The sequence below is a fragment of the Pseudarcicella hirudinis genome (genome assembly GCF_900115665.1).
GTDB lineage: Bacteria > Bacteroidota > Bacteroidia > Cytophagales > Spirosomataceae > Pseudarcicella > Pseudarcicella hirudinis.
Genome location: NZ_FOXH01000013.1, coordinates 53603 through 71537, shown reverse-complemented (window position 1 = coordinate 71537; position 17935 = coordinate 53603). Strand labels below are relative to the sequence as shown.

General features: G+C 37.9%; 12 protein-coding genes. 3 read left to right on the top strand and 9 right to left on the bottom strand.

The window, feature by feature from the left end; genetic code table 11:
- Positions 1-39: 39 nt before the first annotated feature.
- The 6 genes from BM179_RS19085 to BM179_RS19060 all read right to left on the bottom strand — a co-directional run bounded on the left by BM179_RS19085 (position 40) and on the right by BM179_RS19060 (position 8281).
- On the bottom strand, positions 40-2856 hold the full coding sequence (locus BM179_RS19085) for a T9SS type A sorting domain-containing protein (RefSeq protein ID WP_092018767.1): 2817 nt from the start codon (positions 2854-2856) through the stop codon (positions 40-42).
- 137 nt (positions 2857-2993) lie between these two features.
- Complete coding sequence (locus BM179_RS19080) at positions 2994-5597, bottom strand: sialate O-acetylesterase (RefSeq protein WP_177219454.1); 2604 nt, start codon at positions 5595-5597, stop codon at positions 2994-2996.
- Positions 5598-5890: 293 nt separating this feature from the next.
- Entirely contained in the window at positions 5891-6334 is a 444-nt protein-coding gene (rplI, locus tag BM179_RS19075; protein ID WP_092018765.1) for a 50S ribosomal protein L9, read from the bottom strand.
- A gap of 78 nt (positions 6335-6412) precedes the next feature.
- The gene (gene rpsR, locus BM179_RS19070; RefSeq protein WP_092018764.1) at positions 6413-6664 is read right to left on the bottom strand and encodes a 30S ribosomal protein S18; all 252 of its coding nucleotides are present in this window, start codon (positions 6662-6664) and stop codon (positions 6413-6415) included.
- Positions 6665-6666: 2 nt separating this feature from the next.
- Positions 6667-7029, bottom strand: coding sequence for a 30S ribosomal protein S6 (rpsF, locus tag BM179_RS19065; RefSeq protein ID WP_092018866.1), 363 nt, complete (start codon positions 7027-7029; stop codon positions 6667-6669).
- Positions 7030-7303: 274 nt separating this feature from the next.
- Positions 7304-8281, bottom strand: a complete 978-nt coding sequence (locus BM179_RS19060; RefSeq protein ID WP_092018763.1) for a DUF8428 domain-containing protein — start codon at positions 8279-8281, stop codon at positions 7304-7306.
- 313 nt (positions 8282-8594) lie between these two features.
- On the opposite strand from BM179_RS19060, the gene BM179_RS19055 reads away from it, so the two are divergent.
- A complete protein-coding gene (locus BM179_RS19055) occupies positions 8595-9272 on the top strand; it encodes a YggS family pyridoxal phosphate-dependent enzyme (protein WP_092018762.1) in 678 nt (225 codons plus the stop codon).
- Between the two features lie 144 nt (positions 9273-9416).
- On the opposite strand, the gene BM179_RS19050 is transcribed toward BM179_RS19055, so the two are convergent.
- On the bottom strand, positions 9417-11483 hold the full coding sequence (locus tag BM179_RS19050; protein ID WP_092018761.1) for a BatA domain-containing protein: 2067 nt from the start codon (positions 11481-11483) through the stop codon (positions 9417-9419).
- Between the two features lie 361 nt (positions 11484-11844).
- Positions 11845-12318, bottom strand: coding sequence for a transcription elongation factor GreA (gene greA / locus BM179_RS19045; protein WP_092018760.1), 474 nt, complete (start codon positions 12316-12318; stop codon positions 11845-11847).
- A 450-nt stretch (positions 12319-12768) separates the two neighbouring features.
- On the opposite strand from greA, the gene fmt reads away from it, so the two are divergent.
- Positions 12769-13686, top strand: a complete 918-nt coding sequence (fmt, locus tag BM179_RS19040) for a methionyl-tRNA formyltransferase (RefSeq protein ID WP_229632986.1) — start codon at positions 12769-12771, stop codon at positions 13684-13686.
- Between the two features lie 59 nt (positions 13687-13745).
- Here fmt and BM179_RS19035 read toward each other — a convergent pair whose 3' ends face one another.
- A complete protein-coding gene (locus tag BM179_RS19035) occupies positions 13746-14465 on the bottom strand; it encodes a hypothetical protein (protein WP_092018759.1) in 720 nt (239 codons plus the stop codon).
- A gap of 274 nt (positions 14466-14739) precedes the next feature.
- Between BM179_RS19035 and BM179_RS19030 the strand changes: the two genes are divergently transcribed.
- Complete coding sequence (locus BM179_RS19030; protein ID WP_092018758.1) at positions 14740-17853, top strand: AAA family ATPase; 3114 nt, start codon at positions 14740-14742, stop codon at positions 17851-17853.
- Positions 17854-17935: the final 82 nt, after the last annotated feature.

Here is a 17935-nt window from a genome sequence, read left to right as displayed (position 1 = left end):
CCATCACGAAGGTTCTTTATAATCTGATATGGTTTACGTTTACCGGCTTACCAGCAATCGTTTTGTTACTTCATACACTGAGGACGAATCTGTAAATTTAATAATGTATTCTCCTATGCCCAGATTCGTAAAGTTAAAGACATAACGTTGGTTAAAATCGGCAATTGTCTGGTTAAAAACCTTTTTACCATCCATTGTATATACTGTTACAGTTACGCTCTTCCAGTCATTTCTGGTTTCGAGTGTTGTCAGACCGGTAGTAGGGTTGGGAAAAATAGCCAGCCCCTGGTCATCATATTTCAAGACATTGGCCAGAGAGAAGTTGAATATACTCGATGGAGTAGAGACACATACCTTCTCTCCGTAAGAAGAAGGATATTTTATTTTGGTAGTCAGTCTGTAAGAACCATCTGCGTTTACCCTTAAATCCTTTGTGGTTGTAATCTTTGTCTGTGTATTAGTAAGGTTATCCCATACATATTCAGATATGTCGGTCAAGGTATAAGCTTCTAAAGTATAAGGGCTTGCTCTCAAAATAACCGGTTGTTCAGGATTTGGTTTCACTGATACAAATATACCATTAGAAGGTTTTGAATTACATCCGTTTTTATCGGTAACATATGCCTGGTATAAACCCGTTTTATCAACGGTCAGAACATTCTGTTTATTTGTCAGACCAACCCAGTTCGGTGCAAGGGCATTATTTACGATTGACAGATCTACCCTGCCGCCGCCGCAAAAAACGGTATCACCGTAAGATATAATATTCGGACTTGGCGGGAGTGGATTTGCTAAAGTAGTAACATTATTGGATTGTCTGGAAATACAGCCGAATGTATCTACTGTTCTTACGGAAAATATCCCTGTTTTAGCCACTTTTATATTCTGAGTAACCTCCCCTGTACTCCATTTATAGGAAACCGCATTAAGATTCGTAGATTTCAATGTCACGAAAGAATCCTCACAAAACGTAGTAGTTCCATCATTGGAAACTACAGGTGTTGGCGGTAATGAACGTGCAAAAGTAGTAATGGAAGAAGATGAAGGTGATTTACAGCCATTTTTGTCAATTACTTTTGCTGAAAATGTTCCGGTTGAAAATACATTTATACTTTGAGTAGATTCTCCGTTACTCCATAAATATCGGAGGGATGCATCTCCGGAAGAATTTAATCTGACCCCGATATCTTCGCAGAAAGTAGTTGCGCCGTCATTTGTAATACTTGGCGCGGGAGGGAGTGGATTAGACCTTACTGCTACAAAATTAGAGAAATCAGACTTACAGCCATAAATATTAACAATCTGAACATAAAAATCCTGATTTTCATTTACCGTAATACTCTGAGCGGTACTTCCGTTGCTCCAGTTGTATGATAACCCATTCTGTGCTGTTAAAGTAGCACTCTCTCCTTCACAAAAAGGAACAATACCACTTGGAGAAATGGTAGCTTTTCCCGGATTATCAGCATTAACTACCAAAGGAGCCATTTGCAAAATCCGGCCTTTTGAATCTCTCAGACGAATATAATAAGTTCCGCTTTTAACAGTTAGCACTTTGCTATTGGTAAAAGACGAAAAACTACTGGAATTTGACCAATCATAAGACTGATAGCCGTCTGGTAAGGTAACTGTCGCCTCACTATTGGCAGAATTACAGACAATTGTATTATTTGCACTGATTACTTCCGGTAAATGGGGAATAGAACGATCAAAGAAATCACTGTTCAATGCTCCGTTCCAGGCGTTTGCCAGATCAATCAATCCTTGTCCGCTAAAGTGATTACATTCTGACCTTCCCGGGTTCTGGATGCCATCTGTAACAGGACCAAAGAAAACATTCGGGGTAGAAGTAATGACCTGAAACTGACCATTCAATACACTTGGAGAGGAAGGAATATATCCACAGTCCACACCAAGGGCAGAAGCAGATTCCTGTGCCACAACCCAGGAGATATTTTTCCCAAAATCATCACGGCTTTTTTGAATTACCGTCTGAAGGCGGGATCTATAGAGAAAATCCGGGGTTCCGTCAGTATTATCTGTTTCTCCCTGCATCCAGAGTACGGCTCTTGCACCAAGCTGGGTTGCATAATATTTCAATACATCTCTTAAATTACTGTAAGGCATTCCGTAGAAATAGACACCTCCGATATATGGATTACTTGTTATCCCAAATTCTGCACTTTCCTGCCATTTAGCTACCGAAGTTCCATTAAAACCGGTATTGAAAAACATTACAGGAACATTTAATCTGGATACGAGTAAATCTCCCAGTTTCCCCCAGCACCATGAGCTTCTTCCCCGAGGGGCAATTTTCACTCCTGCATCAAGCTTTGAAAACGGACTTAATTTTATGTAGTCATTTCCGCCAAACATCGGGTCATTTCCACCATTAAAACAGTTCACCCGGTCAGAAGCGGCACTAACTTCTCCTCTGTTTTCAATACCCTCGGCATTTGATTGTCCTGAAATAATAAAGACCTCTCCTACGCCTACCCTGTCCAGCCTTGATACATCTCCGACAATGTTATTTTGCCAGCTTGCTCTTACTTCCATAGTATACCAGCCTTCCAGAACAGAAACAACGCCACTGAAATTTCCGGCAGTAGGATTCTGTTGCACAGTAACCCAATCCTGAAATGTACCTTGTCCGTCTGAAACCGGAATAAATCGAGCTTCTACTTTATCTATTCTCTGATCATAACTTCCCGCAACAGTTATCGTTGAGCGGTGATTTGTTCCACGCTGATAAACAGCCCGGTTGAGCGGTAAAGTGATTCTGATTTGCGAGTAAGAGGCATTCACAAAAACCAGTAGGCTCAGCAATAAAAAATAGGTCCTTTTAATTACTTCCATTGTATTTTAATTCCTTCAATTTTTATATTCCCGAATCAGACTAAATCAGGGATTTGAACGAAAAATTATTAATTGACAGGTGTGGTTAGAATTTTAATGATAAAATTGAAGTGAAGAATCGGTATGGCGGACTTTTTCTATCTTCCAATCACAATGATTTTACTAATATTTAAAACGTTTGATTCTATTTTTAAAATATAATTTCCTTCAGCAAGAGTTCTCAAATCTATTTGTCGTCTATCATTGAAATCAAGCGGAGTACTTTCGTACACTTTGGTTCCGCTTATGGTATAAACGGTAAATTTAGCTCCCGTTAAGTTATACCTGCTTTCAACCGTAAACAATCCACCCGAAGGGTTTGGATAAATGGTCAGCCCTTTATCTTCAGGCAAAGCAAATGGCAGACTGATTGGAGCCGATACGCACACCTTATCACCATAAGATAAAGTTTTGTATATTTTCTTCACCGAAACGCTATAATTTCCCGGATCAATTACTCTGATCTGAGTTTCAGGATTTGGCAGAATATTGCCATCCATTTTCCATTCATAATTCACGCCAGGTGTAACAGATTTCGCTTCAATGGTATAAGCTCCTATTTTTTGAATAGATGGTGTTTTGGGAAGTGGTTTGATCGAAACCAATAATTGATTTGATGCTTTTGAGTTACAATTGTTCTGATCTGTAACAATTGCAGCGATGCTAATATTTTTTATCGCAGAAGTGGTATCATTATCCGATATAGTAATCGAGTTGGTATGCTGTCTTGCCAATGTCAACCAGGTCGGAGTATTGTTATTAACTCCTTCAAGATTAAGATCAACGCTTTTCCCCTGACAAATTACTGTATCACCAAGTGCTTTTACGATCGGCGCTGATGGCAGCGTATTTACTTTCGTCTGAACACTATTAGAGGCTTTAGATAAACAGCCGTTTGTTCCTTTCAACTGAACGAAATAACTCCCCGACTTATTAGTGCTAATATTTCGGGTTGTTTCTCCGGTAGACCAGAGATAACCTTCTCCGCTGGAAGAAACCAATGTTACATTTGAATCCTCGCAGAAAGTTGTTGCGCCGACATTGGAAACGGTAGGTTGCCCCGGGCGCGGTTTTACATTGGTTGTTACAGGTAATGAAAAAGCCGACTGACACCCATTGGCATCTACAATTCTTACTTTATATTCCCCTGCTTTATCAACAGCAAGATCTTTAACGCGGTCTCCTGTATTCCATTCATACAAACTTGCATTGCTTGATGAAAGGGTAATATTTGTACCATCACAAAAAGTGGTTTCACCATTTATGGAGATGGTTGGCATTTCTGGTGGAGCACTGGCTTTTACGGTAAATCTCGGAATCTGAACAATTCTTCCATTGCTATTCGTCACCCTTGCGATGTACTCTCCCGAACTTACAGTAGCGGTTCTTTCCGTGCTGATTAATCCTGTACTTGTACTTGACCATTCATAGTTGGTATATCCGGCCGGCAAAGTAAGCAGCAATCTGTCAGAAGAGAAACATGTCTGAGATATAGTTGGAATCGTATCAGGCAGGATTCTTTCAGAAGTAGCAAACCAGGGTTGTGCTAATTTATCATTCCAGCGTTTGGCCAGTTCAGGATAATAATCTTTTGAAAAGTGTACGCATTGCATAACACTTCCGGTTTTACGGGGAATTTCAATATCATCAGTTTCCGGACCCGGAAATACATTTTTTAATCCTGCCTGATCATTCAGCACATCATTCTGTGCTTCAATCACATCCGGCCAGACACCTGAATCAATACATTTTCCCAGGTCAGGGACATAGTTACTATAATATGAAGTTCTTGCTATTACCCAGGGAATATCTTTTCCGAAGTCTTCCCTGCTTTTCTTAATCAAACCAATCAGCTGTTTCTTATAATCGTCCTTCAGGGTTTTCTTTCTGGTATCATTTTCTCCCTGAAGCCATAAAATCGCCCTAAGCCCCATATTGGTAGTATAATAGCGGGATATGGCTTTGAGGTTTGAATAAGGGGTTCCGTTTCTGTATTTAAGTCCGGAATAATCACTTGTTGCATCAATTCCATTGGCACTGTCGTACCAGTTCTGAATAGATGTACCTGCCCAGGCTACGTTAAAAAACATAACCGGAACATTCAGGCGGTTTGTCAGCACATCCCCCAGATTTGCCCAATAAAAAGGAATTAAACCCCTAGGCCCGATCATCACATCCTTACTTAACTGAGAAAAATTTACCAGAGAATAAGTTATGTTATCTGTTCCGATAAAGAATCTGTTTCCGTTCGAATTTGGCCCGCCATCCGGATTTGTTGAGGGTTCTACATTACTAAAATCAGCACAGTTTACACGGTCATCTGCTGCCCCTGCTTCTTCTCCCGTCCGATAAGTACCTCCGGCATTTGACTGTCCTGCAATAATAAATACTTCACCTACTCCTACTCTGTTACTGATTGCAGCAGCTGAATTATTGGCTTTAACACTATCAATATCTACAACTTTTCCAGCTAAAGTTCCTCTGATGATTAACCGGTACCATCCACCTTTTACAGTAACAGCACCTCTGAAAAGTCCTCCCAGTGGATTTGCTTTAATTACCTGCCAGTCTGTATCTGTTCCCTGTCCCTGTTTTACCGGGACAAAACGAGCTTCCACTTTATCGATCGGCTTTCCATAACTTCCCGCAATTGTTATAATCGCCTGGTTATTTGCATCTCTTTGAAAAATTTGTCTACTCACCGGATAAGTAATTGTTATCTGAGCATACAGAGAACAAGATAAACTAATCATTAAAATCAGAAGAAGTAACTTCTTTAACATAATTGCAATTGTAATACGTGAGAGTTGGAGTAGTTTGTCAGGTACAAATAAGACGTCAGACACGTTAACTGACACTTTTACAAAATATTCTATCCTTCAACTACTTAAATAAACAGGTCTCTTGAAATAATCCTACAAAAATAAACAAAGCACCCCATAAAATAGGGTGCTTTGTTTATTTTTTACATGAAAGTTAGTAAACGTACATAAAGTTATGCAGCGACTACACTAAACTTCAATTTATGCTTAACTTCTTTGTGAAGATCAAGTGTAGCGACATACTCGCCAACTGTCTTAACATCTGTATCGAAAGAGATTTTCTTTCTGTCTACATCGAAGCCTTTTTCTTTCAAAGAATCAGAAATCTGGATACTTGTAACGCGACCGAAGATTTTTCCGCTATCACCTACTTTTGCAGGGATTTCCAAAGTCAAATCACCGATGCTGTCAGCAAGAGTCTGAGCATCTAATTTAATTTTCTCAGCTTTATGAGCTGCCTGTTTGATATTTTCGGCAAGGATCTTCTTGTTCGAAGGTGTTGCCATTACTGCGAAACCTTGAGGAATGAGATAGTTACGGCCATATCCTGGCTTAACAACTACCAAATCATTCTTATAACCAAGACCTGCAATGTCAGTCTTTAATATGAGTTCCATTTTTGTTCTTAAGATTTTATAGTTCTCTGTCTTAAGTCATGAAGACAAACTTCCTGACTGTCAAAGATCAACTTTCAACTATTTCAAACCGTCAGCTACGTACGGCATCAACGCCAAATGTCTGGCACGCTTAATAGACTGAGCTACTTTACGTTGAAACTTCAAAGAAGTTCCAGTGATACGGCGTGGAAGGATTTTTCCTTGTTCGTTAACTAACTTCAAAAGGAAGTCAGGATTTTTATAATCGATATATTTGATGCCCGATTTCTGGAAACGGCAATATTTTTTACGATTAACGTTTTTATCAACTGGTTCGTTTACGAGTGTCATGATTAAGCCTCCTTAGTTTCTTGTTTTTTTCCTACTAAACCTTTTCTTTTCTTCTCATTGTAAAGTACAGCATGCTTATCGAGGGCAGTCGTCAGGAAACGAATAACTTTCTCGTCACGCTTATACTCAAGTTCGAGTTTCGCAATCACAGAAGGCTCCGCTTTAAATTCAAAAATCTGATAGTAACCTGTGTGTTTGTTCTGAATCGGGTAAGCCAATTTGCGCATTCCCCATGCATCTTCATGAACAATTTCAGCAGCGTTATCTGTCAACACTTTTTTGAATTTCTCAACGGCGTCCTTTGTCTGTTGCTCAGACAAAACGGGAGTTAAAATGAACACCGTTTCATAGTTCTTTAATTCCATAAAAATTGTTGTGTTTTTGATTTTTTTACTTTCCTCCCCGAAGGGAGATTCTATACAGGGGTGCAAAGGTAGATATTTTACTTTACTTTTCAAAACACATCAGCTAAACTTTTTGAAAATCAAGCGTTTGCATCACTCCTGAATCTGAGTTTCTTCTCTTTCCTCATTTTCTCAACCTTGGAAATGCCTGTTTTTCCTCTGAAAACCCCTTAACCACAAAGAACCAGCCGTTTTATTACGACTGGTTCTTTGTAATCAGCAACGGCACAAATTATTATCTTACATCAAATACTCCGTCACCAATTAAATATCCCTCAGAATATAATTCAATCGTATGTCTTCCTTCTTTATAGGCACTTCCTTTGCTATAAATGAATTCCACCGTCTGATGAGAATCATCATAAAGGATCTTTTGTCTGGCTGTAAATGTCTGTTCCTTACCTTTAAAAGTAAATGTTCCGGAACCTGTATTCATATCGGAAACTGTCAATCCCGAAGGATCAATTATTTTCATGAAAATCACTTTTGCCTCCTTGGTGGTAAGAGAATTTTCCTGCAAATAGAAAGTCACACGGATTTTATCTACTTTTTTAGACCTGTAACTGCCTCCTTCACTTTCTTTGCCTTTAGAAGAAATTGCATAAACATTGATGTTTTCAGCCTTCAGGGCGGCAGCCTGTGACACTTTTTCTGCCAGTTCTCTATTCCTTGACTCTATTTCTCTCGACCTTTCCACTAACTCCTTATTTCTGTTGGCGGAATCGCTGAGGGCTTTCTGGGCAAATCCGATTCCTTCCAGCAGATTTTTAGCTTCCTTACTCAGAGAGTCATTTTTAGCTGCCAGAATACCATTTTCTTTTCTAAGCCGAATCAATTCTTTGTCTTTCTGCCCGAGCAAGGCCACATATTTCCTGATTTTACGATCATATTTTTTCATCGTAAAATTCTCGGAACTGGCTAAAGAAGCTTTATCTGCTTCCAATTGCTCTTTCGCTTTTACAAGTTCTGCTACATTTCCTCCCAATCTGTTTATCTCAATGATTTTGGCATCAAGCTGCTTGGAAATCGAATCCAGTTTTGCGGTAGCACGATTTAAATCATCCTTTTGAGTGGACGAAAGGCTCTCGATTTTCTGGTTTCTCTGATATTCACGAAAATACATGAAGCCCAAAACAAATGTCAGAGCTGAAAGTACAGCAATAGCAATTTTCAGTTTCCGTTCACTTTTTCTGTTAGGATTGTATTCCTCCATAATTATTAAACCGGGTTGGGGGTGTGGTAATAATTTTCTCCGGTATTCTCACATTCTAAAGATACACAAAATTGTACTTAATGAATATCAATTTTAGAACGAAGAGAAATTCAAAAACTTGTCAGTTTTTCACCTGATTTGAAAGGTAAGCATAAATTTTACTTCTTTTCAAAAAACAAAACTGAAAGTTTTCATCGAAAAAAACAAAAACAAAAAGTGCCTTCCAGTAAATTTGTCAGGTACTAAATAAGATTCTGATAGAAAAAACATCATTCTTTCCCTCGGGCTTATCAACAAATAAATTTAACGCAAAATGAGTATAGCACAAAATTTAGCGCATATAAATACGCAATTATCAGGTTCAGATGCCCGTTTAATTGCCGTTACGAAAACCAAACCTATCGGAGACCTTCAGGAAGCATATGAGGCAGGTGCCAGGATTTTCGGTGAAAACAAAGTACAGGAGATGGTAGCTAAATGGGAAATCCTGCCAAAAGATATAGAATGGCATTTAATTGGCCATTTACAAAGTAATAAAGTGAAATATATGGCTTCATTTGTAAGCATGATCCATTCCGTGGACTCTCTCAGGCTTTTGGAGGAAATTAATAAACAGGCCCTGAAACACAACCGGATCATTGATTGCCTGCTTCAGATCTTCATTGCTCAGGAAGAAACGAAATTTGGACTTTCCGAAGATGAGGCACTTGAATTAGCTCTATCAGCGGAGTTTGCCGAATTAAAAAATATCCGGATAACCGGAGTAATGGGAATGGCTTCAAACACAGAAGACGAGACGCAAATAAGAAAGGAATTTAAAGGTTTGAAAATCTTTTCCGACAAGCTGAAACTACAGACTTCGTCAATTGACAATATTGATCTGAAAGAAATCTCTATGGGAATGTCTGGAGATTATCTGATTGCGATTGAAGAAGGTGCTACCCTGGTAAGAGTCGGTTCTGCCATTTTTGGCAGCAGAAATTACCAGTAGTTGTCTAAAATATCAAATAGAAACGGGAATGAATGCTTAAAATGCTTCATTCCCGTTTGCATTAATATCCTTCAAATGGGATATCCCTTTTCCAAAATCAGACAATTATTCAACTTTATTTGATTTTCTGAATTTTAAGGTCATTTATCCCTTCATAAACCTTACAATCGCAATTTCAATAGCCAGAAATACTAAGGCCGCAATCAGGAAATACTTCCATAATGCAACGCCAAAGTTCTGTTCTTTGAAATTTCTAATAAAATTATCATCGTCAATTTTATCAAATACCTGGACGTTTTTCTGATTGGAGAAGATTTTTTTCAATTCATTTTCTCCATAAAAATCCATCATTGATTCTTTACTATCATGGTTAAATGCCAAAAGTTTTTCAACTTTTCCATTTAATAATAATTCATAATAACCGGACTCTACTTCCTGATTATCATTTAACTGATTCGCTTTAGGAAGCTCTATTGTGAGTTGTTTTCCTACCAGATTTTGTACAGGAATAAGCTCTAACTTTCCTCTTCTGAGTTTATAAACAGCATTTTTAAGTGCATCTTTCACTTCAACCGAAAAACTGTTTTCTTTAAACGAATAAGCTGTTGGCTCCTGGCGAACACTAAGAGCAGCTATTTTATACATTATCGGAACAAACAACGCATTTCGTGCAAAATCTCCGAATTGAGGATCCAGAGGAGAAGCAAGCCAATAAACTTTAGCCGTATTAATCTTTGTCTGAGTTAGAAAAGGCTGATTGTTCCTAAAACTCAACAACTTTTCACCAATCGTCTGCCAGGTAAGAACACCGCCCTGTTCCGGCATCTGAATCATTTCTTTTTTGGTAGAATTATCGAAAATATCCATAAAAAAAGATGAACTCTTGACTGGTTCAGCCAAAGGACTGAAATCAGACTCAGTAATATTCCTCGACTGAATATTTCTGATATTTAAACCTGCCGCAAAGGCATTGTAACTTGACAAATCCGGATTTTGCGATGGAATTACAAGCAAACTGCCTCCTGAACCCACAAACTCCTGTAAAGCAGATTTCATAGAACCCTCAATACTCTGAACTCCTTCAAGTACAATCAGATTCGCAGATTTTAAGAGTCCGACATCCACATTCAGGGCTGAAAAGCTTTTGAATGAAAAAATACTGTCGTTGGCAAAAACAGTCTGTATGTACTTTGAACCTGAAGATTGTCCGAATAAATGTAATATTTCGATAGATGGAGCAGCATTCAGCACAAAGTAATAATCATTATCGAAGGTAATCGGGGTGTCGTCAAATGAAATTCTCCCTTTCTTAAATCCTTTGTCTTTTACATTAAATGAAAAGCGGGCCTGTCCGGAAGATTTTGCCGGAATTGAAGTAATTTCAGAAGAAACCTGTATTTCGTCAATGAATAATTTTACCTGCAAATTCTCAACAGGCTGTTCTCCGGTATTGAACAATTTCACCGTGAGCACATTACTCTGCATTTCTCTGACAAACGGCGTGTTGAGCCATACAGAATCTACAAAGACATTTTGGGTGGATTTTGCCTGAACCGGAACAAGGTATAATCTGCTTGAAGAATCTATTTTAATTTTATTCAAATCTCCGGCGGTACTTCTCTGAAAGTCAGAAAACCAGAAATACTGATTTCCTCCCTGTGAATTGTGTTTGCCAGCCAGACTCATCTGACGCTTTAGCACATTTTCAAATGTTCTGGGAGTATGTGTATAGCCGATGCTGGTGGTCCGCTCCTTTATCTGCTGAACATTTCCAACACGATGTTCGTCTGCAGAAAAATCATTGGTAAGTAACTGCAAACGTGCGCCCTGTGGAAAAGCAGTCAGCAATTCTTCAGTTTTAGCAACAGCTTTATCAAGGTAACTCTTCTTATCCAATTCATTTTGCATCGATAGCGAATTGTCCAGATAGATACTTGAAAGTCCTCCGGCATTCACATTACGTCCGTTTTTAGAAGGAAGAAATGGTTGGGAGAATGCCAAAACCAATGATAAAATAAAGGCCATTCTGGCAGCCATGATAAGAAGCTGCTTCAAACGCCGGAAAGATGAAGTAGTGGTTTTGACCGCCTTTAAAAAAGCGACATTTGTAAAAAAGACCTTCCTGGTTCTGCGAAAGTTAAACAGGTGGATGATCAGAGGAATAGCAACTGCCAAACCTGCCCATAGAAAAGTCGGATATAAAAAATGCATATATTTCAGTCTTTGGTAGAGACGATAAACAAGTTCCGAAACCCGCCGGATATTCGACTTAATCAGCTAAATCAAAGGAATATCAAACAGTTACAGTGTCCTTTCTACGAATTTTAGTGGTTATAAATTGCATAAAGGAATAGTAAATCTACAAAAAAGCGCTCAATGGTTGAAATCATTATCAGCAAATGATTTTCTCAATGCGGAATAAATCAGAAAATCCGGAGAGATTTATGGATGTATCCGTCCAAAACGGGAGTTTCTGCCGGGTAAATAAAAAAGGCAGAACCCTTAAGTCCTGCCTGCGAAATGTATCTGAATGTTTTTCTTCTCTCCGGATTAAACGGGTGAAAATTGCTTTTTATCTGGTAATTTCCAGAATGTCAAATTCTAATTTTCCGGCAGGAGCCTGAATTTCAGCAATATCTCCCACTTTTTTACCTAAAAGACCTTTCCCGAATGGTGAAGCAAAAGAAATTTTACCCGCTTTCAAATCAGCTTCTTCTTCGGAAACGATGGTATAGGTAACTTCCATGCCATTTTTCTTATTCTTAATCTTAACTTTTGACAAGATCGAAACTTTAGAGGTATCAATAGTTGATTCATCCAAAACTCTCGCATTGGCAACAACATCTTCCAGTTTAGATATTTTCAACTCAAGCAGGCCCTGCGCATCTTTAGCAGCGTCATACTCAGCATTTTCACTAAGATCACCTTTATCACGAGCCTCCGCAATCTGACGAGCCATATCAGCACGTCCCTGAATTTTCAAATAATGTAATTCCGTTTTTAATTTATCAAATGCCTCCTGAGTATAATATTGTATCTTAGCCATCGCGTTATTTCTTTATTAAATTATTCAATATTAAGTCCATACCAAAAAAATTTGTCATACTGAACTTAGGAATAACCGGCACAATCCGGTTTCTTCACTAGCGTCAGAATGACAATCTCTGCGACTTCATTCAAACAAAAAAGAACGGCTTCCGACCGTTCTACAAGATAATTGACTTAGCTTTGCAGGAACAATGGAATTAGCTTTGATTTTGTTGAGTTATTATCGCTCGTTTCATATTTTTTTGAAATGAAGAATACAAAGTTAATAAAGTTTTCCTCTTTGTCAAAGAGAATTTTACAATTGTGCTTAACAAAGATTTTATTGAACTATACTACAAACCAAGACATCTTCATTCCTAAAATCTCAGGGCTGGCAACAGTTTTTTACAATCTTTGTAAGCTTCAAATCAGCTGGTTTTTGATTGAATATTGATAAAAAAATAAAATTATGCGTATTATTTTCATGGGGACTCCGGAATTTGCCGTTGAGAGTCTGAAAGTATTGGTAGAGAATCATTGTAACATTGTAGCCGTAATAACTGCTCCTGATAAACCTGTCGGGAGAGGCCAGAAAACAGGCACTTCTGCGGTAAAAAACTATGCCCTTTCAGTAAACATCCCGGTTCTGCAACCTGAAAAACTAAAATCTCCGGAGTTTTTGGAAGAACTTAAATCTTATCAGGCCGATTTACAGATTGTTGTGGCTTTCAGAATGCTTCCGGAAGTAGTCTGGAATATGCCGGCTTTAGGAACTTTTAATTTACATGCTTCCCTCCTTCCGCAGTATCGTGGTGCCGCACCAATCAATTGGGCAATCATCAACGGTGAAAAAGAAACAGGAATTACCACTTTTTTCCTAAAACATGAAATTGATACAGGTTCAATTATTTTTCAGGAAAAAGAGCCTATTTCCACCACTGACAATGTGAGTGATTTGTATGAAAGATTAATGAAAAAAGGGGCAGACCTGGTTCTCAAAACGGTACATGCAATAGAAGAAGGAAATTATCCGCAAATTGCTCAGCAGGAAGACGTGGAAATAAAACATGCTCCTAAAATTTTTAAAGAAACCTGCGAAATCAACTGGCAGCTTCCCTCAGAACAGATTTATAATTTCATCAGAGGACTTGCTCCTTATCCCGCTGCATGGACTACTCTGGCCGGGAAAAACTGTAAGGTCTTTAAAACGGCAATTATCCGAGACTTTTCTCCGGAAAAACCGGGAAATATATTTTCGGATAACAAAAAATACCTTTACTTCAGAACCGGAGACGGATTTCTGTCGATCGAAGAATTACAGCTAGAAGGTAAAAAGAGAATGCTTATTGATGAATTTCTGAGAGGTTTTACACTTTCTGATCTTTAAAAAGGGTGGATTTTCATTACAACCTGAAAATCCACCATTCAGTTATTTTAAATCATCAGTTACTGGCTAATGAAAATACTGAGATAATTCTGGGTAATATTGGTTGTTAACTGCTTTTGAAAGCTGATAGCCGGGTATGATGCGGAAAGTGTCTGCAAGATTTTTTCTGCAACCGGGCTTTCATTTTTTTCAAACCTGATCTGATTACTGCTAATCTGATAACCACTGCTTTTGTTAACTCTTGACGGCAATAATCTTACACGGGTATTATAATCCTTCCTGAGTGCATCGGCTATCTGCTGGGCAATGGGTTCAGCTGTATTCTGCTTGTCTTCCAAATAAAAAACATCAACCTTAATCCTCGAATCAGCTAAGAGCAACTCTTCCTGCTTCTGGGCCTCCTGAACTTTATAAATCGCCTCACTGGCCTGGCTTTTGATATTTTTACTTCCTCCGGCCGATTTGATGATATTCAACAATCCCAATTTAAAATCAGCATCTTTGTTATCCACCATCTCACTAACCACAACACGGGCAGCATTTTGCTTAAGCGTATCATTCTTATCTTCAATTGCTTTTAAAACGAGTTCATAGATTTTAAACTTAAACTCCCGGTCTCTGTTAAAATCCACTGTATCTTTTTTAAAATCGAATCTTTTATTCTCCGATTCCAAAGCCTTCACACTTTTGTCTGTAAAGTAACTTTGAACAGATGAAAACAACGCAAAAATACTGGTTATTACGGCAAGCCATTTTGTAAAATTTGAATTACTTTCCATAAGCTTAGTGTTTAGAATTTTGTCGGAAAAACTCAGTATTTCATACCTGAGCCATATTCAGAAATAACATTTAACTTACTATTTTACAGACAATTACATTTAATTCATCGGAAGTTAGTATATCCTTCCAACAATCTATCTGCCCCTCGTCAAATATTTATCCAACGGTCATTCCCCTTTTCCTGAACGGAATATTTCATTGAAAAAACCAGCATTTCGGGTTAATTTGCATATTAATAAGATTCATACCCGCAAGGATATTTTATACGCATCAATGATACCTGTCAAACTCACAATCAAAGGATTATATTCATACAAAGAAGCTCAGGAGATTGACTTCACACAACTTACGGAAGCTTCCATTTTCGGAATATTCGGAAGTGTAGGGAGCGGGAAATCCTCCATTCTAGAGGCTATTACTTTTGCTTTGTATGGAGATACCGAACGTATGAATAAATCCGGTGACGACAGAAATTATAACATGATGAATCTCCGGTCGGATGAGTTATACATAGATTTTATCTGTTCTGCCGGAAAAGATGATAATAAATACAGATTTACCGTAAAAGGCAGGAGAAACAGTAAAAACTTCAATGATGTAAAAACCCTCGAACGGAAATCGTACCAATGGATGCCGGAATTAAATGACTGGTCGCCCATTCTCGTTGATGATGCCGCTGAAAAGATTATCGGACTGACCTATGAAAATTTTAAGAGAACGATTATCATTCCTCAAGGCAGATTTCAGGAATTTATAGAGTTGCCCTTATCTAAAAGAACTCAGATGATGAATGATATTTTCCAGCTGGAAAAATATGATCTTGCTCCGAAAGCAAAAATTCTGAAGGAAATCAATGAAAAACAACTTGAAAATTTAGCAGGAAAACTAAGCCAGATTGGTCAGAATGCGGCGGAAGAATTAGAAATAGCTGAAAGTTCGTTAAAAAACACTCAAACGCTCATCCAACTGAATAATACCGACTTATTGTCAAAATCGGATGATGAAAAGAAATTTGAGGAGATCGGGAAGCTTTTCGAATCACTTCAACTCACACAGAATCAGGCTGATGAATTAAAAAAACAAACTCCTGATTTTGACCGGAAAGCTGAAAGATTAAAGCAATTTCAATATAGCCAATTCGTTTTCAGGCCACTTTTTGACGAAAAACAAAGAAAACTGGCCGATTTGCAAAGAGATTCTGAAAGCCTCAGACTAAAAATTTCCCAGGAAAATCAAATCAGGATAAGTATAGAGGAAAAAACACTAAACCTCGAAAAAATAACCCCTCAATTTGAGAATCGTGATGCCATTAAACAAGAAGTGGAAGAGCTTGATAAAATCTTAAAAATTAAAGAATGTCAGCAAATACATACCGATGCTGAAAATAATCTTAAAAGAGGCCGGGTGGCAGAAGATCAGCAGAAAGAGAAAATCGCTCAGCTGAAGAATCTGAAAAAGGAATCTGAACAACGATTAAACCATCTGAAAGCCAGTCAGATTGACCTGGAAAGAGTTTCAGAAGTTTCAAATTGGTTTGTTATAAAAAACAATCTTCTCAAAGATAAAGAGGCTTTAATGAAAGATGCCAACTCTATAGTTGCTGAAATTGAGAAACTAAAAAAGGAAAAAGAACTTATTTACACCAATACTTTCACGGAATTAAACCCGGAAGTTACTGAACAGTTTTCTTCAACAGAATATCCTGAAAAAATCCCTGAAATCCGGCAAGGTCTTTTAAGCAAAGCTGAGCTTCTTGATAAGGAAATTGTACATTTTAGCACACAGCAAGCTCTTCAGAGATATGCAGAAACATTGCAACCGGGTGAGCCTTGCCCCCTATGTGGAGCAGCACATCATCCTCACGTTTTAAATGCATCAGAAGATTTTGAATCAGCTATTTTACAAATTCAAAATCAGCAGAAAGTGTACAGAAATCAGGTGGAAGCCCTGGATAAAATGAAGAATTTTATCTTAGAAATTGAGGCTAAAATTGCTCTTTTTGAAAGCAGAAAAATAGAAATCAAAGCCAAATGGGCAGAAAACAACCGCCTTATTACCCTAAATGAAGTAAAATTTTCATGGAATGAGTTTTCCAGAGAAGACAATGAAAGTGTAAAAAAGGCTTTCGAAGATGCTAAAAAACAAGGGCTGACCATAAAAGAGCTGGATTCTGATATTTCTCAAAAAAATATTGAAATCGAAAATGCACAAAAACACCTTGATGAGAAAATAACACCGGCATTGTTAAAACTTAACAATGACATTATAGCAAAAATAACTGAGATTGAGTTTTATAAAAGTCAGGTAAAAATTCTGTCTCTTACGGATTTTGAGGGAAAAGATAAAAAATCTATTCTGGAGGAATCGCAAAAACAACAGGCTTTTTACAATCAGATTATCCATGAATTTGAACAGTTAACCAAACAGATTCTCGAACATCGTGATAAGCAAAATGTACTTTTCGGTGAAATTTCGTCATTGCAGAAAAATCTAAAACAACATGATATAACACTTGCTGAAATTCTTCATAAAATTGAAGAGCAACTTTTAAATTCATCAGTTCAGACAGAGTCGGAAATACTTCAGATATTAGAATGGAATATAAATCCGGAAGCTGAGCAGGCGATGATTGATGATTTCAGAAAGACTTTGCATACCGCATTAAGCCGGTTAAAAGAATTGGAAGAAAATACCAAAGGATTACGATATGATGCAGAAATTCATGAGAAACTCAGGGTTGATATAGAGAGCCTGGGGCAAAAATTAAACGATTTAAGGAAAGAAGAAGGCAGTCTGAATGCACAGGCAGAAAAACTAAGAAAAGACCTTTCTGAGCAGGCGCAATTATTGAAAGAAAGAGAAAAGCTTGACATTCGGGGAAAAGACATTGATACATTATCCAAATTGTTCAAAAGCTCCGGATTTGTCAGTTATGTTTCTTCTATGCACCTTCAAAACCTGTGTAACCAGGCGAATGTGAGATTTCATAAAATGACGAGGCATCAGCTACAGCTGGAAATTTATGAATCCTCTCCTTCACAATATGATTTTCTGGTTCGTGATCTCCTTAATGAGGGGAAAACGAGAGGTATCAAAACCCTTTCAGGTGGACAGAAATTTCAGGTAGCTCTTAGCCTGGCATTGGCACTGGCTGATAATATCCATATGCAAACTCATTCCAAACACAATTTTTTCTTTTTAGATGAAGGATTCGGGTCATTGGATAAAGAATCCCTTTATGAAGTGTTTGAGACATTAAAATCATTGAGAAAGGAAAACAGAATAGTAGGTGTAATCTCCCATGTTGAAGACCTCCAGCAAGAAATAGATCGCTTTTTAAGAATCAGAAATGATGAAGAGCGGGGAAGTATTGTGGAGATGAATTGAGGTAAAGTTATATGCTGCTTATCCATTCAGTTAATGTTGTATCTATAATATCGGGCTTTCTGAATTAGTTAAGGATATCTCC